Origin of the sequence: Nonomuraea sp. NPDC049480, assembly GCF_044465905.1 — a bacterium.
Lineage (GTDB): Bacteria > Actinomycetota > Actinomycetes > Streptosporangiales > Streptosporangiaceae > Nonomuraea.
Genome location: NZ_JBITMD010000014.1, coordinates 90,975 through 112,469, shown reverse-complemented (window position 1 = coordinate 112,469; position 21,495 = coordinate 90,975). Strand labels below are relative to the sequence as shown.

Here is a 21,495-nt window from a genome sequence, read left to right as displayed (position 1 = left end):
CTAGCCCTCCAGGAGTTCGGAGATGAACGCGTAGTCGCTGCGGAGCTCGGTTGACGTGGTCCCGTGCCACCAACGGCCCAGGTCCGCCCAGGTGGGCGCGGACGATGCCGCGCCGGCCCGGCGCACGGAGAGCGCCGCGGCGAGATTGGCGAGTCGCAGCCGCTCGGCCAGCGGAAGGCCGGCGAGCGTACCTGCGACCAGGGCGGCCCCGAAGATGTCTCCGGCGCCCGTGGGATCGGAGACGTTCACGGGAAGACCCGTGACCTCGGCGGTCTCGCCGCTGGTCGCGTCGACGGCGATGGCGCCGTCTCCGCCGAGAGTGACGACCGCCAGCGGCACCAGGTCCGCCAGTTTGGCCAGGGCGGCGGAGGGAGTGTCCGTCCTGGTGTAGCTCATCGCCTCGTGGGCGTTGGGCATGAAGGCGTGGCACGCGCCGAGCTGGTCGAGCATGGAGCGGGACCACTGCTGAGTCGGATCCCAGCCGACGTCGGCGAAGACCAGGCCGCCGGTGCCGCTGGGCCAGTCCACCGGCTCCGGGCGCAGGTGGACGATCGCCGCGCGGGCTCGGGGCGGGTCCCCGATCATCTCGTCGGCGGCCAGCGGCGGCGAGGCGCCGTGGGTGACGAGCGCCCGGTCACCGTCGTACGCCAGGGAAACCGTGGTCGGCGTGGCCCAGCCGGGAAAGCGGCGGGACCGGGTGAGGTCCACGCCCTCCTGGTCGGCGAGCGTGTCCCAGCAGTGCCGGCCGAAGGGGTCGTCGCCGAAGGCCGCCGCCAGGCCGGTGCGCAACCCGAGCCTGCTCAGCGCGAACGCGAAGTTGGCGATCCCGCCCGGCCCCGTCGCCATCTCGGTCGTCCAAGCCTCGGCGCCCAGCTTGGGGGCGTGGTCGAGGCCGGAGAAGACGACGTCGAAGAAGAGAAGGCCGGAGACGAAGACATCGAGCTGGCCCTGGTCTGACGTGCTGGACACCATGCTGCTCACTTCTGACCCGGAGGATTTGAATCTGGATCGTGCCTCTCTTTGCTCAACATCGCAATAGTTCGTTAAAAATTGACTACGTTTGGGCTCTGTTCGTGAGCGAGTTTGCGCGATACCGTCCCTGACATGCTTCGGGACCGACGTCATGAGTTGATCGTGCGCATCGTGCGCACTGACGGCCCCGCCACGATCGAGGTCCTGGCGGAGCGGCTGGGCGTCAGCACGGCGACGGTCAGGCGCGACCTCGTTCAGCTCGCCGAGCAGGGATTACTCAGGCGAGTGTACGGCGGCGCCATGCCTATGGACGACCAGCACGACGACCCGTTCGTCGACGTGGCCGCCATGCGTGCGGCGGAGAAGGACAAGATCGCGCAGAGATGCGCAGAGATGGTCAAGGACGGCGAGACGGTCCTGCTCGACATCGGCACGACGGCGCACCGCGTGGCGCACTGGCTGCGCGGCCGCTCGCTCACGGTCGTGACCAGCAGCCTGGCCGTGCTGGAAGAGCTCCAGGACAGCGAGGACATCCAGCTCGTGCTCCTCGGCGGCATGGTGCGCAGGGACTACCGGTCGCTGGTGGGCTTCCTGACCGAGGACAATCTGCGGCAGGTCAAGGCCGACCGGCTCTTCCTCGGCACCAGCGGCGTGCGCCCCGGCGGCCATGTCATGGACACCACCGTGGTGGAGGTGCCGGTCAAGCGCGCCATGATCGCGGCCAGCGACCAGGTGGTCCTGGTGGCCGACGTCGGCAAGTTCCCCGGCACGGGGATGGCCCGGGTGTGCGGCCCGGAGGATCTCGACGTGGTGGTCACGAACGCCGCCAGCGATGCGGCGACTCTTCAGACTTTGCGTGATTCGGGGGTTGAGGTGTTCGAGGTATGAGGTTGACGGTACTCGGCGGGGGCGGGTTCCGGGTTCCGCTCGTCTATCGGGCGCTGCTCGACGACCACGGCAAGGGCCGCGTCACCCACGTCACCCTGCACGACCTGGACGCCTCCAGGATCGAGGCCATCGCCCGGGTGCTGGCCGAGCAGGCGGAGGGCGTGGCCGACGCCCCGGAGGTGAGCGTCACCACCGACCTCGACGAGGCGTTGCGCGGGGCGGACTTCGTCTTCTCCGCCATCCGCGTCGGCGGGCTCGAGGGCCGCGCCGTCGACGAGCGGGTCGCGCTGGAGGAAGAGGTGCCCGGCCAGGAGACGGTCGGCGCCGGGGGCATCGCGTACGGCCTGCGCACGGTCCCGGTCGCGATCGACCTGGCGCGGCGGATCGCCGAGCTGGCCCCCGAGGCGTGGGTCATCAACTTCACCAACCCCGCCGGGATGGTGACCGAGGCGATGTCCGCCTACCTGGGCGACCGCGTCATCGGCATCTGCGACTCCCCGGTCGGCCTGGGCCGCCGCGTGGCGGGCGCGCTCGGCGTGGACCCGGCCACCGTCTGGCTCGACTACGCCGGGATCAACCATCTGGGCTGGCTGCGCGGGATCCGCGTGGGTGGCCGCGATCTGCTCCCCGAGCTGCTGTCCGACGAGGCCGCGCTGACGTCGTTCGAGGAAGGCAAGCTCTTCGGGGCCGACTGGCTGCGCACGCTCGGCTGCGTCCCGAACGAGTACCTGCACTACTACTACTTCACCAGGGAGGCGGTGGCCGCCTCGCGCGCCGCCGCCCAGACCCGCGGCGCCCTGCTCATCGAGCAGCAACAGCGCTTCTACGCGCACGCGAACGGCTCAGCGCTGCGCGCGTGGGACTGCGCCAGGCTGGAGCGGGAGACCACCTACATGGCCGACATCCGCGAGGCCGCGGGCGCCGGTGATCGCGCCGGCGCCGACCTGGAGTCCGGCGGGTACGAGCAGGTCGCGCTGGCGTTGATGCGGGCCATCGCGCTGGACGAGCGGACCACCCTCATCCTCAACGTCCGCGGCCGCGGCGCCATCGGCGGCCTCGACCACGACGCCGTGGTGGAGGTGCCCTGCTTCGTGGACGCCAACGGGGCCCGCCCGCTGTCGGTCGACCCGCTGCCCGGCCACGCGCTCGGGCTGGTGGCCTCGGTCAAGGCCGTCGAACAGGCGGTGATCGAGTCCGCCACGACCGGCTCGCGCGCCGCCGCGCTGCGCGCCTTCGCCACCCATCCGCTCGTCGGCTCCGTCGCCGTCGCCCGCCGCCTCCTCGAACGCTACGAGCGCGAGCTCCCTCAGCTCGCCTACCTCCGCGGAAGGAACTGACCGATGCACGATGACCGGCAGCTCGTCGAGAAGCGGATCGCCCGCGTGCTGGGCGAGCGTGTCGCGCCCGCCGTGTACGCCGCCTCGATGCCCCTGGAGCTGGCCGCCTGGCACGTGCCCGATGAGCCGGTGCCGGTTGCGGAGGCACTGGCGGCCGCTTATGAGCCCTTTTCCGTGGGCACGGCCTGGGGCCGGCCGTGGTCCACGACGTGGCTGCGCGCCACGGCCGCCGTGCCGGCCGAGTGGGCGGGCCGGCGCGTGGAGGCCGTCTTCGACCTGGGCTTCATCGGCGACTGGCCGGGCGGCCAGGCCGAGGCTCTCGTCCACGACCTCGACGGCAACCCGATCAAGGGCATCGAGCCGCGGAACCAGTACGTCCCGATCACCGGCGACCGGGCCGGGCTCCTGCTGGAGATGGCCGCGAACCCGGACGTCCTGGCCAACGGCTTCATCCCGACACCGCTCGGCGACAAGGCCACGGCCGGCGACGCGCCGCTCTACACGCTCAAGCGCGCCGACCTGGCCGTGCTGGACGAAGAGGTCTGGCACCTGCGCCTGGACATGGAGGTGCTGAGCGAGCTGATGGCCGAGCTGCCAGCGCACGAGCCGCGGCGGCACGAGATCCTGCGCGCGCTGGAGCGCTGCCTGGACGCCCTCGACATCCACGACGTCTCCGGCACGGCCGCCGCCGCTCGCGCCTGCCTGGCCGGCGTGCTGTCGGCACCGGCGCACGCCAGCGCGCACACGATCCACGGCGTCGGCCACGCCCACATCGACAGCGCGTGGTTGTGGCCGATCCGCGAGACCCAGCGGAAGAACGGCCGTACCTTCGCCAACGTCACCGCGCTGGCCAAGGACTATCCGGACTTCGTCTTCGCCGGCCCGCAGGCGCAGCAGTACGCCTGGGTCAAGGAGCGCTACCCGGCGATCTTCGAGCGGATGCGCGAGGCGGTCAAGGCCGGGCAGTGGGTACCGGTCGGCGGCATGTGGGTGGAGGCCGACGGCAACCTGCCCGGCGGCGAGGCGCTGGCCCGGCAGCTGATCCACGGCAAGCGCTTCTTCCTGGACGAGTTCGGCGTCGAGTGCCGGGGCGTGTGGCTGCCCGACTCGTTCGGCTACACCGCCGCGTACCCGCAGATCGCTCGGCTGGCCGGGATGGAGTGGTTCCTCACCCAGAAGATCTCGTGGAACCAGACCAACAGGTTCCCCCATCACACGTTCTGGTGGGAGGGCATCGACGGCACGCGGATCTTCACGCACTTCCCGCCGGCCGACACCTACAACGGCACGTTCGAGGGCGAAGAGCTGGCCCTGGCCGTACGCAACTACGCCGAGAAGGGCCTCGGCAGCCGGTCGCTGCTGCCGTTCGGGCACGGCGACGGCGGGGGCGGGCCCACCAGGGAGATGCTGGAGAAGGCGCGGCGGCTGAACGACCTCGAGGGCTCGCCGCGGGTGGTGATCGAGGAACCGGACGCGTTCTTCGCGGCCGCCCGCGCGGAGCTGCCGGAGGCCGCCGTCTGGTCCGGCGAGCTCTACCTGGAGCTGCACCGGGCCACCTACACCAGCCAGGCACGGACGAAGGCCGGCAACCGGCGCAGCGAGCACCTGCTGCGCGAGGCCGAGCTGTGGGCGGCGACCGCGGCCGTGCACGCCGGGTTCGACTACCCGTACGCGGCGCTGGACCGGCTGTGGAAGGTGGTGCTGCTCCACCAGTTCCACGACATCCTGCCGGGCAGCTCGATCGCCTGGGTGCACCAGGAGGCCGAGGCCGCCTACGCCCGGGTGCGCGCGGAGCTGGAGTCGATCGTCGCGGACGCGGCGGCGGCGCTGGCCGGGAGCGGCGGCGCCGCCTGGGTGCTCAACGCGAGCCCGGCGGAGCGCACCGAGGTGGTGACCGCGCCCGCGTACCTGACGGGAGAGCCCGTACAACGCCTCGCCGACGGCTCGTCCGCCGTGCTCGTCGAGGTCCCGGGGTCGGGGGCGGCGCGGCTCGGCGTTCCCGTGTCACCCGTCGCGCCCGTCACCGTCAGCGGGACCACCCTCGACAACGGCCTGGTCCGGGTGGAGATCGACGAGGACGGCCTGTTCGCCTCGGTCAGGGACCTGGTCGCGGACCGCGAGGTGCTCGCCCCCGGCGGCCGCGGCAACCTGCTGCGGCTGCACACCGACTTCCCCAACCAGTGGGACGCCTGGGACATCGACCGGCACTACCGCCGCCAGTACACCGACCTGGTCCATGCGGAGTCGGTCACAGTCGTCGAGCGCGGCCCGCTGGTCGCCGCCGTCAGGATCGAGCGCGCGTTCGGCGCCTCCCGGATCGTCCAGACGGTACGGGTGACCGCGGGCAGCCCGGGCATCGAGATCGCCACCGAGATCGACTGGCATGAACGCCAGAAGATCCTCAAGGCCGCCTTCCCCCTGGACGTGCACGCCGACCGCTCGGCCGCCGAGATCCAGTTCGGCCACCTCTACCGCCCCACCCACACCAACACCAGCTGGGACGCCGCCCGCTTCGAGGTGTCCTGCCACCGCTGGATCCACGTGTCCGAGCCCGGCTACGGCGTGGCCATCGCCAACGACGCCACATACGGCCACGACGTCACCCGCACCACCCGCTCCGACGGCGGCACCACCACGACCGCCCGGCTCAGCCTGGTCCGTGCGCCGCAGTCCCCCGACCCCGAGGCCGACCAGGGGCTGCACCGCATGACCTACACAATCGTCCCCGGCGCCTCAATAGGGGACGCGGTGGCTGCCGGGTACGCCCTCAACCTGCCGCTGAGGGTCGTACCCGGCGGTCCGGGGCCCGCACCCGGACCGCTCGTCTCGCTGGACGGCGAGGCGGCCCGCATCGAGGCGGTCAAGCTGGCCGACGACGGCTCCGGCGACGTGGTCGTCCGGGTGTACGAGTCGCTGGGCGGCCGGGCCGTCACCCGCCTGCACGCCTCCTTCCCGGTAGCCCGCGCCGAGCTGACCGACCTGCTCGAAAGGCCCCTCGACCAGCCGATCGACCCGGCCGAGGACGGCTCGGTGCCGCTGGAGCTGCGGCCGTTCCAGGTACTGACGATCCGGCTGAGCCGGCGATGACCACGGTCCGGGTCGCCACCCTGAACGTCTGGGGCGTCAACGGCCCGTGGCCGCAGCGCCTGGCGCTGATCCGCCGCGAGCTCGCCCGGCTGCGGCCGGACGTCGTCGGTCTCCAGGAGGTGATTCGGCACGACGGCTACTGCCAGGCGCGGGAGATCGCCGAGGGGCTGGGGTACACGATCGCGTACGCGCCCGCCTGCGAGGACGACGGCCGCATCCAGGGCAACGCGGTGCTCAGCCGGTTACCCATCCGGTGCAAGCGCGATTTCCCCCTGCCCGACGGCGGGCACGAGCCCCGGGCGCTGCTGTACACCCTGATCGAGACCGCCTACGGCGAGCTGCCCTGCTTCGTCACGCACCTGAACTGGCAGCAGGATCACGGCGCGATCCGGCTGGAGCAGGTCAGGTTCACCGTGGACCTGGTGACCAAGCTCGCCGGGCCGGAACTGCCCCCGGTGATCATGGGTGACTTCAACGCCGACCCCGACTCCGACGAGATCCGCTACCTGCGCGGGCTCGCGGTCGTGGACGGCGCGAGCGTCTACTTCGCCGATGCCTGGACCTATGGCGGGGACGGCTCGGCGGGCACCACGTTCGACCGGGCCAACGACTACGCCAGGCGGGCCCGCGAGCCGTCCCGCCGGATCGACTACATCTTCACCGGCGGCGACGACCTGCTGTGCGGCGAGCCGCTGCGTACCGAGCTGGCGTTCACCGAGCCGGAGGTGCTCGACGGCGTCCGCGTCTGGCCGTCCGACCATTTCGGCGTGGTCAGCGACATCGTCGTGGCCCCGCGTACGGAACAGGACGGATAGCTCACCGGCGCAGCACGTTCGAGGACGGTCGCGAAGACGATCCAGGGTTGCGGCGACGGATCAGCCTCCCCAGGGAGCAGCTTGAAACGGATCGCCTTCTCCCGCACATTAAGAAAATCATGAACTTAACCAAGGTGCTCCTCGCGGTTCTCGCGGCAGGAGCGGCCGGCCTCACACCGGTGCACACCGCCCAGGCGGCCGCGCAGCAGCCGAACGGAGTGACGCTGATCACCGGCGACCGCGTCCTGGTCACGGACCGCGGGCATCAGGTGCGGCCCGGACCCGGCAGGCAGGTGGACTTCACGAGCCAGGTGCGTGAAGGGCATCTGTACGTGATCCCTTCGGACGCCATGCCATTGGTCTCACAGGGCGTACTGGACCAGCGGCTGTTCGACGTCACCCAGTTGCTGGCCTGGCGGTACGGCGACGCCCACACTCCCGACATCCCCGTGATCTCCCAGGGTATGGCCGGGCCGCAGGGCGCCCGGCAGGTCCGGCAGCTGTCCAGCGTCGGGATGAGCGCGGTACGCGTGCCGAAGGCGAACGCCGCCCAGACGTGGAAGGAGCTGACGGGCGCCCGGACCCTGGTGGCGGGCCGTACCAAACTGTGGCTGGACGGCCGCAGATCCTTCTCCCTCGCCGAGAGTGTCAAGCAGATCGGTGCCCCGCAGGCGTGGCAGCAGGGCATGACCGGCAAGGACGTCACCGTCGCGGTCCTCGACTCCGGCTACGACCCCAGCCATCCGGACCTGAAGGACGCGGTGGCGCAGGAGCGGAACTTCAGCAACGACCCCGACATCCGCGACCCCATCGGCCACGGCACCCATGTCGCCTCGATCGTGGCGGGCAGAGGAGAGCAACAGCGGGGAGTGGCACCGGAGGCGCGGCTGGCCATCGGGAAGGTGGGCGGCGTCGCCGGCCCGACCGACTCGGTCATCCTCGCCGGCATGGAATGGGCCGCCGTCGAGGTCAGGGCCAAGGTCGTCAACATGAGCTTCGGCGACGTGGACGGACCGGACCTGGATCCGGTGGAGCAGGCCGTGAACACGCTGTCGGAGCGGACCGGCACGCTGTTCGTCGCCGCGGCGGGGAACGACGGCCCGTCCGGCAGGGTGTCCACTCCCGGCAGCGCAGAGGCGGCGCTGACGGTGGGCGCGGTGGACAAACAGGGTCGCATGGCCATTTTCTCCAGCCCGGGACCTCGCGTGAGCGATCACGCGATCAAACCCGAGGTGACCGCGCCGGGGGTGTCCATCCTGGCCGCCCGTGCCGGCGGCGGCTACCGGTCCATGAGCGGCACCTCGATGGCCGCCCCGCATGTGACGGGGGCGGCGGCCATCCTGGCGCAGCGCCATCCGGAGTGGACGGGCGCGCAGCTCAAGGCCGCGCTGATCGGCAGCGCCGCCCCGTCCCAGGACGCGACGCTCTACCAGCAGGGCACCGGGCTGATCGACCTGGAACGCGGATTGAAGCAGCAGGTCACGGCCACGCAGGGCAGCCTGTGGGCGGCGTTCCCCTGGAACGGCTCCGGCGAGCGGGCCGCGACCAGGACGATCACGTACGCCAACACGGGCGACGCCCCGGTCACCCTCGACCTGTCGGCGCAGGGCGAGGCGCTGAAGCTGCCGGCCGACCGGATCACGGTCCCGGCCAAGGGCGAGGCGTCGGTCACGCTCACCATCGACGCCGCCGGAAAGGCCCCGGGCGACTACCCGGGGACGATCACCGCGAAGTCGGGTGAGACGGTGATCCGCACGCTGGCCGGCGCATACGTCGAACCGGAGTCGTACGACGTCACCGTCACCGTTCTCGGCAGGCAGGGCCTCCCGGTCGCCCCCAGGTTCAGCCAGATCTACGACGCGAAGACCGGGACTGTCCATTCGCCGGCCTTCCGCAACGGCGTGGCGCGGGTCCGGCTGCCCGAGGGCGACTGGAGCCTCTACATCGACATCGTGGAGAGGATCGACGGGAATTTCCCCAGGACGATCGCAGTCTCCACGCTGACGGTCGACGGCGGGGACCAGCGGGTCACGGTGGACGCACGGCAGGGCAAGGCGGCCAGGGTCACGCTTGACGACCCCAGCGCCCTGCTGGAGTCCCAATACCAGACCGGACTGGTCCATGGAGTGTGGAACACCTGGACGGCGGCATACGGCGCGGACGTCAACTCTGACCTCTTCGTCATTCCCGCCCACGTGCCCGGTCTGACCTACAGTCTCAGCACCCAGTGGCTCAGCAAGGACGTGTCTCCCAGCCCGTACGTCTACGACCTCGTCGACCAGCGCACCGGCGGCCTGCCTGAGGATCCCGGCTACAACGCCAGGCAGAAGGACCTGGCGAAGGTCACCGCGACCTACCGGGCTTCGGGAGCGGCGGCCACGGGCATGCCCATGGCCGGGCTGCGCAGCGATTTCCCCGCCGGGTTGCTGACACCTCTGGTCGGCGACATCGCGCTGCCCGGCACGCTCGTCCACTACCGGACTCCCGGGGTGACATACGAGAGCGGGATCGGGATCGACACCGCGCTGATCTTCGACGGCGGGCGGCTCATGAAACGCGGTCACACCAGCGAGGTGTGGAACGCCGCGGTCACCGGGCCGTCGTTCCTGCTGCCGGGCGGCAGCCGTACCGGCGACAAGCTGACCTTCTCCGGGGCAGGGCTGTTCGCCGACGGGGGGCCGGGGCGAACGGGCTCGGACATCGCCGCAACCGGCACCGCCACGCTCACCGAGGACGGGCAGGAGCTTGTCAGGGCCGATCTCGCCAACTGCGCCGTCTACGAGATGGAGGAGTGCGGACTGCGCGCCGATCTCCCCGTGGAGCCGGGCACGTACACGCTGACCGCGTCGATGCGCCGGGAGGTGCCGCACTCGACGCTCTCCACCGCCGTGGAGTCGGTGTGGACGTTCAGGTCCGCCACCACGGACAAGGAACAACCGCTGCCGCTGATGGCGGTCCGCTACCGCCCCGCCGGCCTGGACGACTCCAACCGCGCTGAACCGGGCACCACGACCCGCCTGCCGCTGTGGATCGAGCGCAATCCCGGATCCCCGAAGGCGGAGGCGAGGTCGGTCCGGCTGGAGATGTCCACCGACGACGGTACGAGCTGGCGCCGGGTCCCGGTCCACCGCACCGGCTCCGGCTGGACCGCCGTGCTGCCGAACCCCCGTACGGCCGGATTCGTCTCCCTCCGCGCGAAGGTGACCGACACGGCGGGCGCGGGGGTGACCCAGACGATCATCCGCGCCTACGCCGCCGGCTGACCGGCGACCCAGGCCCGGTCGCGACCGGCGCCGGGCCTGGGCGCCCCCACCGCAGCTCACGGTTCGGTGGTGAGGACGGGCATCCAGTTCGGGCGGCTGAGGGCGCCCGTCCAGCCGGTCAGCGGGGTGACCCCCTGCTTGCCCGCCACGTCGACCACCACCAGGCGGTAGCGGGACTTGCCGCTGCCCGCGGTCGCGCGGTCCTGGGCCCAGGCGATCAGGTGCGTGTCGTCGGCCCAGGCCAGCGACCGCATGATGACATGATCACCAGGTGGCTCCAGAAGGGTGCTGTCGCCGGAGCGGACGTCCACGACGAAGGGGGCCGAGCCGCTCCTGCCGCCCATGGCCAGGAGGCGGCCGTCAGGGGAAAGCCCGGCGGGCTGGTCGCTCGAGGACTCCTGGGCCGGGCCGGGGCGAGAGCGGCCGGTGAGATCGTAGTACTTGCGGGGTTCCTGCCGGGCGCCGGTGTCCTCCCAGATCAGCGAGCCGTCACGGCTCCAGGAAAGATCATCGCGCAGCCCGGCGGAGTCCGGGTCGCCGGGCAGGTCGTGGAAGCCGGCATCGCCGCTCTCCACGTCCACGATGGCGAAGCCGGTCCTGACCTGTCGCGCGTCCGGTTCCGCTGCGGGATCGGCGAGCAGGCCGGGGACACGGTCGTACGTGGTGACCAGGAGCCGCTTCCCGTCCGGGGACCAGGCGACGCTCCCCGCCACGGCACGGCCGAGATCGATCCAGCGCCGGTGGCCGGCGGCGGTGGTGTCGACCAGGCCGATCCGGCGCGCGGGCAGCGTCTCTTCCAGCACCGCGGCCGTCCGGCCCGAGGGCGCCACGTCGACCCATCCCCACCTCGCCCCCGTGTAGCCGCCCGTGCCCGCATGGGTGAGCAGGTACCAGGAACAGGTCGGCTCGCAGGCGGCGAACGCGGTGAGCGTGACGCGGCCGGCGGCGACGCGGTGCACCGGGATCGAGCGGTCGAGGTCGGCCGCTATGTCCCCCTGCCAGGTCACGCTGGTGGCGACGTCGGGGGTGTCCCGTTCGACGAGAGGGGGCACCGTGATCACGCCGACGGTGATGGCGGCGGCCAGCGCGGCCGCGGCGGTCGCGGCCCTCGTGATCCGCATGCGCGTCCGCCGGCGCCACGCGGCCTGCGCCACGCCGGCCGGCAGCCTGGCATCGTCGGCCACCGCGCCGAGGACGTCTTTCACCAGCTCGTCAGTGCTCATGTCAGGGTTCCTTCCTGGCGGTGACATTGGAACGGGTGTACAGGTCGTGGAGTTCGGGACACAGCTGCAGGAGCCGCGCCAGGGCCCGGTGCGCGGTGCTGCGTACCGTGCCGATGCTGCAGCCGAGCGTGGCGGCCACGGTCGACTCCGACTGGTCTTCGAAGTAGCGGAGCACGAGCACGGCCCGCTGCTTGGCGGTCAGTTTGCCGAGCGCCTTCTGAACCATGATCTTGAGCTCGACGTCGTCCGCGGTGTCCGCGCCCGGCCGCTCGGGGAGCTCCGGGACGGCGTACTCCCGCCTGCGCCGCCACCACGAGATCTGCTGGCGGTACATCACCTGCCGGAGATATTTGTCGGGGTCGTCGACACGGCTCCATCTGAGCGCGGTCTTGGCCAGGCTGGTCTGCAGCAAGTCCTCGGCCGCGTGCTGGTCACCAGCGGTCAGCAGGTACGCCAGGCGCATGAGCGCGGGAGATCGCGCCGACACGAACTCGTGGAACTCTCGCCGGTCCGCGGAATTCACGATCACCTCCAGCTGCTCACAGGGCCGGCGAGACGCCGCTGAAAACGGTACGGGTGCGGGGGATCTCGCCGCCGCCGAGCGCCTGGGTGACCGTGACGAAGTGGTAGCCGCGGGCGGAGAGCGTACGCAACACCCGCGGGATGGCCGCCACCGTGGTCGGGTGGATGTCGTGGAACAGGATGATCGCGCCGGGCTTGGCCGCCGACAGGGCTGCGCGCGTCACCCGGGCGGCGTCGCGGTACTTCCAGTCCAGCGTGTCCACGCTCCACATGACGAGCGGATGCGGCGTCCGCGCGCGGACGACGGCGTTGACGGCGCCGTACGGGGGCCGCACGATGGTCGGCGTCACGCCCGACGCCTTCCTGATGGCCTCGTCGGTACGCCGCAGGTCGTCGTGCACCTGGTCGGCGGTCAGCCGGGTGAGGTCGCGGTGTGACCAGCTGTGGTTGCCGATCTCGTGCCCGGCCTCGGCGGTCTGGCGCACCACATCCGGGCTCATCACGGCGTTCTGCCCCACGACGAAGAACGTGGCACGGGCGTGGTACCTGGCCAGATGGGCCAGCAAGACCTCGGTGGAGGGCCCGGGACCGTCGTCGAACGTCAGCGCCACGCACTTGACCCGACGGCAGTCGGAGCTCTCCTCCGAGGCCGGAGGAAGCGTGGGCGACGGGGAGACGGTGCCGTTCAGGCGCAGGCGCCGCTCGGGCTCCACGACCTGCCGCTGCACCCTGCGCCCGAAGTCCGACAGCAACGGCCGCACGGTCGCCGCCGGCAGCACGGCCCGCAACTGCCCGGCGGGCGCCACCCCCACCACACTCTCGTCGAAGGTCACCACCAGGTCCCCGCGGGCGGTGAACGCCAGATCGTCCAGGTAGCGGGCCCGGGAGGCGTCATCGGCCATGGCCTCACGGAACGCCTGGGGGTCGAAGCCCTGCTTCCGCGCCAGAGCCGTGCCCAGTCCGGCGGCGAACTTCCCCATCGAGCCGGGCTCGACGAGCGCGGACGCGGGCAGGACCTTGCCGGTCTCGGTGTCGTACCAGCGGGTGGTGGTGGACCGGCCGTCGCCGGCGCCGCCGAGCCACCATTCGGTGTAGCGCACGCCGATGACGTCGCCTGAGGCGGCCAGGAACGCGAAATCCAGGTTCAGCTCCCAAGCGGGCTGGTCACAGGCCTGGCCGAGGAAATCGGCGCGCCGGCCCTCCACCATGCGGCGCAGCGCCGCGGTGAACGCGTCGGCGCCCGGCACCTGCGGGTAGGCGATCGACCAGGGACACGACCGGTCGTTGCCGCTGTCGCGGATCACCCGCAGGCCGTCGATCCAGGTCGGCGAGACGGTCGCGATCCCGTCGGCGTGGTGTGCGGCGGCGTGGACCGGCGGCGTACGCCGGCCGTCCCGCGCCGGCGTCGGGCCGGAGACCGCGCAGGCCGCCGTCACCAGACCGGTGATGGCGACCACGGTGGTGATCTTGCATGGGTGTTTCACGGCCCCGGAACCCCGTTCTCATTGACAAACAGTGACAAACCACGCATTCGGTGAGCAATCAGGTAGATGCACGCTTCCTGCGTTTTGTTGCCATAAGGACGCGGCAGGGTGGGTGCATCTTTGCGACCTGTCGCAGAAAGACTTCTCCCGATCATGAGCCGCCGAGCCACATCTTGCGCACAACGTTCCTCTGTGAGTACAGTGTTCGCATCAAGAAACACCGTACGTGGAGGGTTTGGGGCATGTCGAAGATCACGGGTTGGGACATGAAGGGCACGTGGGACAGCAAGGGCGCCTGGGACACCGAGGGCCGGTGGGAGGAGCACGACCGGCCGATCGCCGGACTGTCCGAGGCCGGCCTGTGGCGGATGCGCCAGGTGCTGGCCGGGCACGTCGGAACGGGGGCGGTCCCGGGGCTGGTCGCGCTGGTCAGCCGGGGAGGTGACACGCATGTCGAGGCGATGGGGACGATGCACGCGGGCGGCACCGAGCCGATGCGGCGCGACACGCTCTTCCGGATGGCGTCCCTGAGCAAGCCGGTCACGGCCACCGCCGTGATGATCCTCGTCGAGGAGTGCCGGCTGCGCCTGGACGAGCCGGTCGACGAGTGGCTGCCCGAGCTCGCGAACCGCCAGGTGCTCGCCCGGATCGACGCCCCGCTGGACGAGACGGTGCCCGCGGCCCGCCCGATCACCGTACGGGACCTGCTGACCTTCACCTTCGGCTTCGGGGCGGTGCTGGCGGCGCCGGACACGTACCCGATCCAGACCGCGATCCACGAGCTCGGCCTGGACACCACCTCCCCCGGCTTCGGGCCGGACGAGTGGATCCGCCGGCTCGGGACATTGCCGCTGATGCACCAGCCGGGCGCGCTGTGGCAGTACCACACCGGCTCCGACGTGCTCGGCGTGCTGGTCGCCAGGGTGACGGGGCAGTCACTGGAGGAGTTCCTGCGCGAGCGGCTGTTCGGGCCGCTCGGCATGAAGGACACCGGCTTCCACGTGCCCGCCGACCAGATCCACCGGCTGCCGACCAGCTACGCGCACGACCCGGCGACCGGCGAGCTGGTGGTGTGGGACGAGGCGGCCACCGGGAAGTACAGCAGGCCTCCGGTGTTCCAGGCCGGCGGCGACGGCCTGGTCTCGACCGTGGATGACTATCACGCCTTCTATCGCATGCTGCTGAACAAGGGCACGCACGACGGTGAGCGCATCCTGTCGCGGGCCGCGGTCGAGCTGATGACCATGGACCACCTGACGCCGGAGCAGAAGACCGAGAAGGACGCCTTCGGCGACCACTTCGGCCGGCACGGCGGGTTCGGCTTCGGCATGGCCGTCCGCACCCATCGCCGCGACCTGGCCTCGCCGGGCCAGTTCGGCTGGGACGGCGGCCTCGGCACCACCGCGTACGCCGACCCGGCCGAAGGGCTCACCGGCATCCTGCTGACCCAGGCCGCGATGGACTCGGCGCACACGCCCCGGCTCCACCGCGACTTCTGGACCACCGCCTACCAGGCGATCAAATGACTATCCGAACGCGCGTACCTCCAGCAGCCCGACCGAGGCCTGGCCGCTCTGCAGCACGACCCGCAGCCGGGTGGTGCTGACCGCGGTGAACGTGACCGTGTTGTAGGCGTCGACCGCGGTCGGATAGGTGCCGGGGATGTCGACGTACGCGCTGCCGTTCCAGTGCTGCAGTTTCCACGAGGCGGGGACGCGGACCCCTCCCCCGTCGTCGAAGAAGTAGACCTCTGCCGACTTGATCGTCTGAGCGGAGGACCAGGTCAGCTCGGCCCACTGGGTGCCGGTCTCGGGCCAGGTGCCCCAGCGCGGGCTGGGCACGGCCCCGTCGTTGATCGCCGCGACGCTCTCCCACGGCGACGTGTACGAGGCCGACGGCGTCGCGCTCCCGGCCAAATTGACCGGGGTCGGGTCCGGATCGGAGCCGCCGCCGAAGGCGAGGTCGTTGTCGCTGAAGATCGGATGAGGCGGGTTCACGTCCGTCTCGCCGCCGCCGCCGTCGCAGCGACGATCGGGGTTGAACATCAGGTACGTCCCCGAACCGCAGGCCGTGGCGGGCTCGGCGTCGCCGCCGATGACCACGCTGCCGCTGAGGTTGGCCCCGCCCTGGACCAGGGCGCTGTTCTTGACCACGGCGTTGCCGGTGACGGTGGCGCCGCTGTTCACCCAGGCCAGGTCCTCGATGCGGGCGTTGCCGCTCACGGTGCTGTTGCCGTAGACGGCCGCCCTGGGGCCGACGTAGGCGGTGGCGGCCACGTTGGCCCGATTGTCCACCCAGCCGCCGCCGTTGGAGTGCCAGCGGCCGCCGCCCGGCGCGGGCGGCTTCACGTGGCCCGGCTCGAAGCCCCACGGCGTGGCGCCCTGCAGGCGGAACTGGTACGGGTAGCGGTAGTTCTTCGGGTAACCGTCGAGGAAGGCGTACTTGTGGACGGTCCCGGGCGCGCCGACGACCACGAGGTAGACGTCTCTCTCGCCGGGCTGGGTCTGGAACGTCACCTCGCCGTTGGAGGAGTTGTGGACGGGGCCGTAGCGCGGGGTGCCGTTCCGCACCGCGACGAACCCGTACGACCAGCCCGACTGCGCCGCCGAGTTGACGTGGCCACGGAACCGCATCCTGATCAGGGCGCCGTCGCTGCTCGGGACGAGGCGGATCTTGTTGTAGCCGTAGTCCGAGGGCGCGAGGGCGTCGGAGATCCGGAAGTGCCCGGCCGAGGCGTTGACCGGCTCCACCGCCACGCCGTTGTAGGCGGTGATGAACGGATAGAGGCTGTTGATGAAGGGCATGAAGTCGGCCCGGTTGGAGTAGTCCCAGGTGACGTTGCGCTGGGCGTACTCACCGAGGCGCCGGTTGAGCTCCGCCTGGTCGATGCCGGAGATGCGGCGGTAGGTCTCCAGCGGGTGCTCGGTGTTCCTGGCCTCGTTCCAGATGCGGTTGAACATGGCCAGGCCGTCGCGGTCCTTGATGTACTGCAGGAGCATCCAGGCGCCGTAGTGGTGGCGGCTGCTGCTGTAGGCGAGGTTCTCCGTGCGGATGAACCTGGTGAGGTCGCCGGCCGCCGTCCTGGGGTAGACCTGCATGGCCATGAACTCGGCGCTCGCCTCCCAGAACGTGCCGGCGCTCGGGTGCGTGAACCCGAACCCGGACCTGCCGAGGAACGTGTAGTTCTGGAACACGTGGGCCAGCTCGTGCGCCAAGCCCCAGGATCCGGGCTGCGCGGCCCCGGGGGCGATGTTGATGACGCCCACCCTGCCGTCCGTCGAGCCGCCGGTCGCCCACGCGTCGAGCGGCGCGTTCGACCAGGTCCTGGTGATGATCACAATGATCTTGTGCTGGGCCAGGAGACCGGTCTCCGGCGTGAACTTCATGGTGTTCACGTAGAAGGAGTAGAGGTTCTCGAGCTGGCTGAGGATGTTGTCGGGGTCGAAGCGATACTGCGAGGGAGCGTTCCTCGGGTCCGTGCCGGACCGGTCGCCCCACAACAGGATGAAGTTGGCGGACTCCTTCGTACGCTCCTGGACCCACGGCACCTCGCCGGTGCTGGCCCAGCGGGACGGGATGTAGACGGTCTTGGCCAGGGCCGAGGCCGGTGGCGCCGCGACGCATAATGTGCCGAGAAGCAGGACAAGGGCAGCCGCCGCCACCCGTAGTCGTCTCACTGGAGACCTCCAGATTCGGTTAGCGCTAACATCCGCGCGGTTTCGCGTCCTGCGGTATGTCACGTATCAAACCGCTCCGAGTGTCAGGATCCCGACAGTCGCTGTCAAGCCAGGAAGTGTCCCCCGTTAAGGGCTCCCGCCCGATGAGCTGGGCAAGGCCGCCGAGAGACGGCTGAAAGTTACAAGTTGAAGATTCCGTGGGACTAGGGAGATCCCCGGCGCGGTATGACCTCAGTCCGACACCAGCAGGCTGATCGGGGGGCCGGTGGACAGGACATTGCCAGGGGCGGTGGCCGCGGCGCTCGCGGCCGGCCTGACGCTGGCGAGCGGCTGCGCCGACGGATCGTCGCCGGAGATGACCCCGCGACCTGGACGGCCGGTCGTCAAGCCGGTGAAGAGCATCGTCCCGCGCGAAGGCGGCGGGGACGTTCCCGACCCCACGGCCATGGTGTGCCGGGAATGCCAGAGCGGGCTGGAGAAAGGGAAGTACGCAGAACTGGACAGGAAGATGGATCCGATCGCGTCCGCCCGGGCGGGATCCGCTCTCAGCGGTGCGGCCCCGGCCAGCACGAAGGCCGTCGCGCTGGTGTGCGCGGGGGCGGCCAAGACGAATCTCGGCCGCTACGCGGAGGCGCTCAAGACCCTCGACGCGGCGGAGAACGTACGCGGCGATCTTCCCGCGGAGGTGCGGCCCCAGTTGCTGGAGCTGCTCTACCACGCGCAGTTGATCAGCGCAGCGGCGGTCGGCGACTACGACACGGCGCGGGATGCCGTCACCCACCTCACCGAGGTCGGCGGGAAGCCCGGTGGCTACGTCAAGGAGGCGTGCGAGGTGGCGCCGGACGGTGCGGCCCTCCCGGAGTGCGCGTCCGTCACGTCCCCGCCCATCGGACCCGGGAGCCCGTCCGGCGAGCCGCCACCACCCACCCCGGGGCCCGGCTCCCCCGACATCACGCCGGGATCCCCCGCCCCAGAGCCTGTCTCCCCTGACGTCGACTCGGAGTCACCCGTACCAGACCCGGACGAAGGGCCACCGTCACCGGAGGATGGGCCGCCATCGCCCGACGAGGAGCCGCCGGACACCGACGGCGACGACCCTGCGCCGCCGCCCGTCGAGTCCTAGCGACCACCGCCCGCCCATGACCACGCCAGAACGAGACGACGAACCCGCCGCCGGCCAGGACTTCGCCCGCGTGTGGAGAGTTCTCGCCCACATCGTGACGCCCAGCACCGTCGTCGCGGCGCTCATGATCTACGTCGGAGCGGTCCGCGTCAACACCCTCTACCGGACCCTCGGCGTGCACCCGACCATGCTGGACCTGTCCTACCAGGAGTACGCGCTGCACAGCGCCTCATCCCTGACCGAGCCAGTGGCGTTGATCCTGCTGGTCATCCTGGTCGTCCTTCCGGCACACGCGCTGCTGGCCCGTTTCGTGGCCGGTCACCGGACCGCCACGATGCGAGCGATCGCGGTGCTGACCGTGCTCGGAGCCGCCGGCGCCCTGGCAGGCCTCCTCGGAGCCGCCGGCTGGCTGAGGCCGCCCACCCACGCTCCTGTCGTGCCCATGGGCCTGGGCCTCAGCGTGTTCGCCCTGGGTTACGCCGCCTCCCTCTACGCCAAGGTGAAGCCCCGCCCGGGGCACTCTCCTACGGGATGGGTCGTCCAGCGCACGGTTTTCGTGGCCCTCCTCATGGTCCTCCTCCTGTGGTCGCTCACCGTGCTCACGCAGACGCGCGCGCAGGAAGCGGTCGACAATCTGCGCCACCAGTCGTGGACCCTGCCGGGCGCGGTCGTCTACACCCCTCAGCGGTTGCACCTGGCGGGCGCCGGGATCACGGAAACCCCGCTTCCTGGCCAGAACGCGATGTACCGCTACCGCTACTCCGGCCTGAGCCTCCTGATCCATTCGAACGGCAAGTACTTCCTTCTCCCGGCCTGCTGGCCGATGACCTGGCCGATCCAGGCGATCGCCCTGCCGGCCGACGGCTCCCTGCGGCTCGAGTTCTTCTCGCACACCGTGCCGCCCGCCTGCCCACCAGGGGACTAAGGTCGATATCTGAACACGGGTGCGAAGGGATGCGATCATCGCCAGCGACTTCTCTTGGTCCGCCGGGGAACCCACCCGGCCGGCACGCCGTCGCGTGACCGAGTCGGCGATCCTGAGCGACCACGATCAGAGCCGGGCGGACCTCGCCCGATGGACCTGCCCGCACGGACGGCATGCCGGGCACGGCTGCGTCACCTGCTACCACGCGGCGGCCGACGCCGATCCGGCGTTGCCGTTGTGGGAGGTGGCGGTGTGGTTCACCTCGGCGCGGCCCATCCCTATCAGGGCCCTGCACGACGTGCACCGCCATGGCCGCCACTTCGCGATCGACCAGCCGTCGACTCCTCTGGTGTACCTCCTGAGCGGACAGGCGCGAGCCGCGCTCTCGGCGGAGGCGGTGGCGGGCGTGGTCGGCTACCTGGTGCAGAGCCGGCACATCGTGGACGAGTTCGTCGTGACGGAGATCCGGGCCGCCCACTCCTGAACGCGCGCGGGATTTGCTCGGCGGCGGAGGGAGGTGCTAGATTGAAGTCGTTGCAGTTGTGGTACCCATAAGACTTGTGCGCACCTGGTGTAACTGCAGGTGCGTTTTTGTTTTTCCGGTCATCTCCGGATGGGCGCGCTACCCGCGACATGGGATCCGTACAGTGCGGACTCCGTCTCAGCCCCGATCAAGGGAGATCAATATGGCGACCGGAACCGTGAAGTGGTTCAACTCGGAAAAGGGCTTCGGCTTCATCGCGCAGGACGGCGGCGGCGCCGACGTCTTCGCGCACTACTCCAACATCGTCTCGAACGGCGGCTACCGTGAGCTCGTCGAGGGCCAGAAGGTAGCCTTCGACGTCGTCCAGGGCCAGAAGGGCCCGCAGGCGGAGAACATCGTTCCCGCCTGACACGGCACACGCCCAGCCGGGGCCCGCACCTGCAAAGGTGCGGGCCTCGGCCGCGTTTCGGGGTCAGGGAGAATCCGGTAATCTGGGCGGCGGCGCCGTCCTGCGCCCGACCTTCTGACCGCGTGCCCACGCCGCGCGGCGACGCGAAGGCAGAGGGGATCGATGTCCTCGGGGCGAGATCTTCGATCGAGTCGGTTCTCTTCGGACGGCGGTCGTGCGGCCGGAGCGTGGGGTCCTTCGCACGGGTCCGCCTCGGGAGCCAGCCATCATGACCGATCACAAGCACCTCAAGCGCCGGGTACGCGACCGTATGTCCAGGACCGGCGAGTCCTACACCACCGCCCGCCGCCACGTCGCCGCCCGCCCCGGACGCCACCACCACGAGTCGGCGCTGCTGCGCCGCGTGCTGGGCGGCGAGTACTCCGAGGCCATGCTGCTCGGGCTGGGCGGCGGCATCGGATTCATGTATTTCGTCTTCGAGTACGCCGGCCACGCCCCGATGCTGACGATCGTGGCCCAGGCGCATCCCGAGCCGATGATCCCGCGCGCGCTGGAGCGGGCCGGCATCCCGTACGAGAGCCGCCAGACCGGCTCCGCCAGGGTCGCCGAGCGTAACCTGCGGGCCGCGCTCGACGCCGGGAGGCAGCCGATCTGCCGGGTCGCCCGCCACCAGCTCCCCTGGCGGCCGTCACTCCCCTTCCCCGACCCGGTCGACGTCGCGGTGACCGGCGTCTCCGGCGACACCGTGCACGTGTACGACGACGAGCCCGGCGAGCTGCCGCTGGCGGACTTCATGGCGGCCTGGTCGGCGCTGAAGAAGGACAAGCACCAGCTCATCGAGGTCACAGGAGCAGCGGGCGCCGGCGAGCCCGACGTGACGGGGGCGATCAGGGACACCGTCGCCAAGCTGACCGGGCCGGTGCTGGGCAACAACTTCGACGTCAACTTCGGGCTGTCGGGCATGCGCAAGCTGGCCGCCCAGCTCGCCGACACCACCGGCAAGCAGGGCTGGACCAGCCGCTTCGGCGAGGACCCCGGGCCGGTGCTGGATCGGCTGCACGACTGCCTGGAGGCCGAGTACACCGCGCCCGGCGCCACTCGCCCGCTGTACGCCGACTTCCTGTCCGAGACGGGCCACGCCGAGGCGGCGGCCGTCTACCGGGAGGCGGGCAGGCAGTGGTCGCGGGTGGCCGCTGCCCGCGCGCCTTTCCCGGAGCTGGCCGAGCTGGTCGCGGAGGCCGTACGGCTCGAGGAGCAGGGCGTGGAGCTGTCGCGGCGGGTGTGAG

At 70.9% G+C, this 21,495-nt stretch carries 16 protein-coding genes; 11 read left to right on the top strand and 5 right to left on the bottom strand.

Annotated elements, in window-relative coordinates:
• Positions 1–972 (bottom strand): PfkB family carbohydrate kinase, encoded by a 972-nt coding sequence (locus ACIBX3_RS34585; RefSeq protein WP_397124471.1) that lies wholly within the window; start codon positions 970–972, stop codon positions 1–3.
• A 132-nt stretch (positions 973–1,104) separates the two neighbouring features.
• Here ACIBX3_RS34585 and ACIBX3_RS34580 point away from each other — a divergent pair, with 132 nt between their 5' ends.
• The 5 genes from ACIBX3_RS34580 to ACIBX3_RS34560 all read left to right on the top strand — a co-directional run bounded on the left by ACIBX3_RS34580 (position 1,105) and on the right by ACIBX3_RS34560 (position 10,362).
• Positions 1,105–1,860, top strand: a complete 756-nt coding sequence (locus ACIBX3_RS34580) for a DeoR/GlpR family DNA-binding transcription regulator (protein ID WP_397124469.1) — start codon at positions 1,105–1,107, stop codon at positions 1,858–1,860.
• A complete protein-coding gene (locus tag ACIBX3_RS34575; RefSeq protein ID WP_397124467.1) occupies positions 1,857–3,197 on the top strand; it encodes a 6-phospho-beta-glucosidase in 1,341 nt (446 codons plus the stop codon). The genes ACIBX3_RS34580 and ACIBX3_RS34575 overlap by 4 nt, the downstream gene beginning before the upstream one ends.
• A gap of 3 nt (positions 3,198–3,200) precedes the next feature.
• Positions 3,201–6,284, top strand: coding sequence for an alpha-mannosidase (locus ACIBX3_RS34570; protein WP_397124465.1), 3,084 nt, complete (start codon positions 3,201–3,203; stop codon positions 6,282–6,284).
• Positions 6,281–7,099 (top strand): endonuclease/exonuclease/phosphatase family protein, encoded by an 819-nt coding sequence (locus ACIBX3_RS34565; RefSeq protein ID WP_397124463.1) that lies wholly within the window; start codon positions 6,281–6,283, stop codon positions 7,097–7,099. Before ACIBX3_RS34570 ends, ACIBX3_RS34565 begins: the two co-directional genes overlap by 4 nt.
• A 119-nt stretch (positions 7,100–7,218) precedes the next feature.
• The gene (locus ACIBX3_RS34560) at positions 7,219–10,362 is read left to right on the top strand and encodes a S8 family serine peptidase (protein ID WP_397124461.1); all 3,144 of its coding nucleotides are present in this window, start codon (positions 7,219–7,221) and stop codon (positions 10,360–10,362) included.
• 56 nt (positions 10,363–10,418) lie between these two features.
• Here ACIBX3_RS34560 and ACIBX3_RS34555 read toward each other — a convergent pair whose 3' ends face one another.
• The 3 genes from ACIBX3_RS34555 to ACIBX3_RS34545 are packed head-to-tail and all read right to left on the bottom strand — an operon-like array spanning position 10,419 to position 13,591.
• On the bottom strand, positions 10,419–11,585 hold the full coding sequence (locus tag ACIBX3_RS34555) for a hypothetical protein (protein WP_397124459.1): 1,167 nt from the start codon (positions 11,583–11,585) through the stop codon (positions 10,419–10,421).
• A 1-nt stretch (position 11,586) separates the two neighbouring features.
• On the bottom strand, positions 11,587–12,108 hold the full coding sequence (locus tag ACIBX3_RS34550) for a SigE family RNA polymerase sigma factor (protein WP_397124457.1): 522 nt from the start codon (positions 12,106–12,108) through the stop codon (positions 11,587–11,589).
• Between the two features lie 16 nt (positions 12,109–12,124).
• The gene (locus tag ACIBX3_RS34545; protein ID WP_397124455.1) at positions 12,125–13,591 is read right to left on the bottom strand and encodes a polysaccharide deacetylase family protein; all 1,467 of its coding nucleotides are present in this window, start codon (positions 13,589–13,591) and stop codon (positions 12,125–12,127) included.
• 242 nt (positions 13,592–13,833) lie between these two features.
• Between ACIBX3_RS34545 and ACIBX3_RS34540 the strand changes: the two genes are divergently transcribed.
• On the top strand, positions 13,834–15,117 hold the full coding sequence (locus tag ACIBX3_RS34540; protein ID WP_397124453.1) for a serine hydrolase domain-containing protein: 1,284 nt from the start codon (positions 13,834–13,836) through the stop codon (positions 15,115–15,117).
• On the opposite strand, the gene ACIBX3_RS34535 is transcribed toward ACIBX3_RS34540, so the two are convergent.
• Positions 15,118–17,268, bottom strand: coding sequence for a DUF6055 domain-containing protein (locus tag ACIBX3_RS34535; RefSeq protein WP_397124451.1), 2,151 nt, complete (start codon positions 17,266–17,268; stop codon positions 15,118–15,120).
• A 265-nt stretch (positions 17,269–17,533) separates the two neighbouring features.
• Between ACIBX3_RS34535 and ACIBX3_RS34530 the strand changes: the two genes are divergently transcribed.
• The 5 genes from ACIBX3_RS34530 (at position 17,534) to ACIBX3_RS34510 (ending at position 21,494) form a co-directional block, all read left to right on the top strand.
• Complete coding sequence (locus tag ACIBX3_RS34530; protein ID WP_397124449.1) at positions 17,534–18,391, top strand: tetratricopeptide repeat protein; 858 nt, start codon at positions 17,534–17,536, stop codon at positions 18,389–18,391.
• 16 nt (positions 18,392–18,407) lie between these two features.
• Complete coding sequence (locus ACIBX3_RS34525) at positions 18,408–19,316, top strand: hypothetical protein (protein ID WP_397124447.1); 909 nt, start codon at positions 18,408–18,410, stop codon at positions 19,314–19,316.
• A 94-nt stretch (positions 19,317–19,410) separates the two neighbouring features.
• Positions 19,411–19,800 (top strand): hypothetical protein, encoded by a 390-nt coding sequence (locus ACIBX3_RS34520; protein WP_397124445.1) that lies wholly within the window; start codon positions 19,411–19,413, stop codon positions 19,798–19,800.
• 202 nt (positions 19,801–20,002) lie between these two features.
• Positions 20,003–20,209, top strand: a complete 207-nt coding sequence (locus ACIBX3_RS34515; protein WP_397124443.1) for a cold-shock protein — start codon at positions 20,003–20,005, stop codon at positions 20,207–20,209.
• Between the two features lie 268 nt (positions 20,210–20,477).
• Complete coding sequence (locus ACIBX3_RS34510; RefSeq protein WP_397124441.1) at positions 20,478–21,494, top strand: BtrH N-terminal domain-containing protein; 1,017 nt, start codon at positions 20,478–20,480, stop codon at positions 21,492–21,494.
• The last annotated feature ends 1 nt before the right edge of the window (position 21,495 follow it).

What these genes read in the sequence shown, in the direction of transcription:
- ACIBX3_RS34585 (WP_397124471.1), bottom strand. Translation starts at nt 972, where the DNA reads ATGGTGTCCAGCACGTCAGACCAGGGCCAGCTCGATGTCTTCGTCTCC.
- ACIBX3_RS34580 (WP_397124469.1), top strand. Translation starts at nt 1,105, where the DNA reads ATGCTTCGGGACCGACGTCATGAGTTGATCGTGCGCATCGTGCGCACT.
- ACIBX3_RS34575 (WP_397124467.1), top strand. Translation starts at nt 1,857, where the DNA reads ATGAGGTTGACGGTACTCGGCGGGGGCGGGTTCCGGGTTCCGCTCGTC.
- ACIBX3_RS34570 (WP_397124465.1), top strand. Translation starts at nt 3,201, where the DNA reads ATGCACGATGACCGGCAGCTCGTCGAGAAGCGGATCGCCCGCGTGCTG.
- ACIBX3_RS34565 (WP_397124463.1), top strand. Translation starts at nt 6,281, where the DNA reads ATGACCACGGTCCGGGTCGCCACCCTGAACGTCTGGGGCGTCAACGGC.
- ACIBX3_RS34560 (WP_397124461.1), top strand. Translation starts at nt 7,219, where the DNA reads ATGAACTTAACCAAGGTGCTCCTCGCGGTTCTCGCGGCAGGAGCGGCC.
- ACIBX3_RS34555 (WP_397124459.1), bottom strand. Translation starts at nt 11,585, where the DNA reads ATGAGCACTGACGAGCTGGTGAAAGACGTCCTCGGCGCGGTGGCCGAC.
- ACIBX3_RS34540 (WP_397124453.1), top strand. Translation starts at nt 13,834, where the DNA reads ATGTCGAAGATCACGGGTTGGGACATGAAGGGCACGTGGGACAGCAAG.
- ACIBX3_RS34525 (WP_397124447.1), top strand. Translation starts at nt 18,408, where the DNA reads ATGACCACGCCAGAACGAGACGACGAACCCGCCGCCGGCCAGGACTTC.
- ACIBX3_RS34515 (WP_397124443.1), top strand. Translation starts at nt 20,003, where the DNA reads ATGGCGACCGGAACCGTGAAGTGGTTCAACTCGGAAAAGGGCTTCGGC.
- ACIBX3_RS34510 (WP_397124441.1), top strand. Translation starts at nt 20,478, where the DNA reads ATGACCGATCACAAGCACCTCAAGCGCCGGGTACGCGACCGTATGTCC.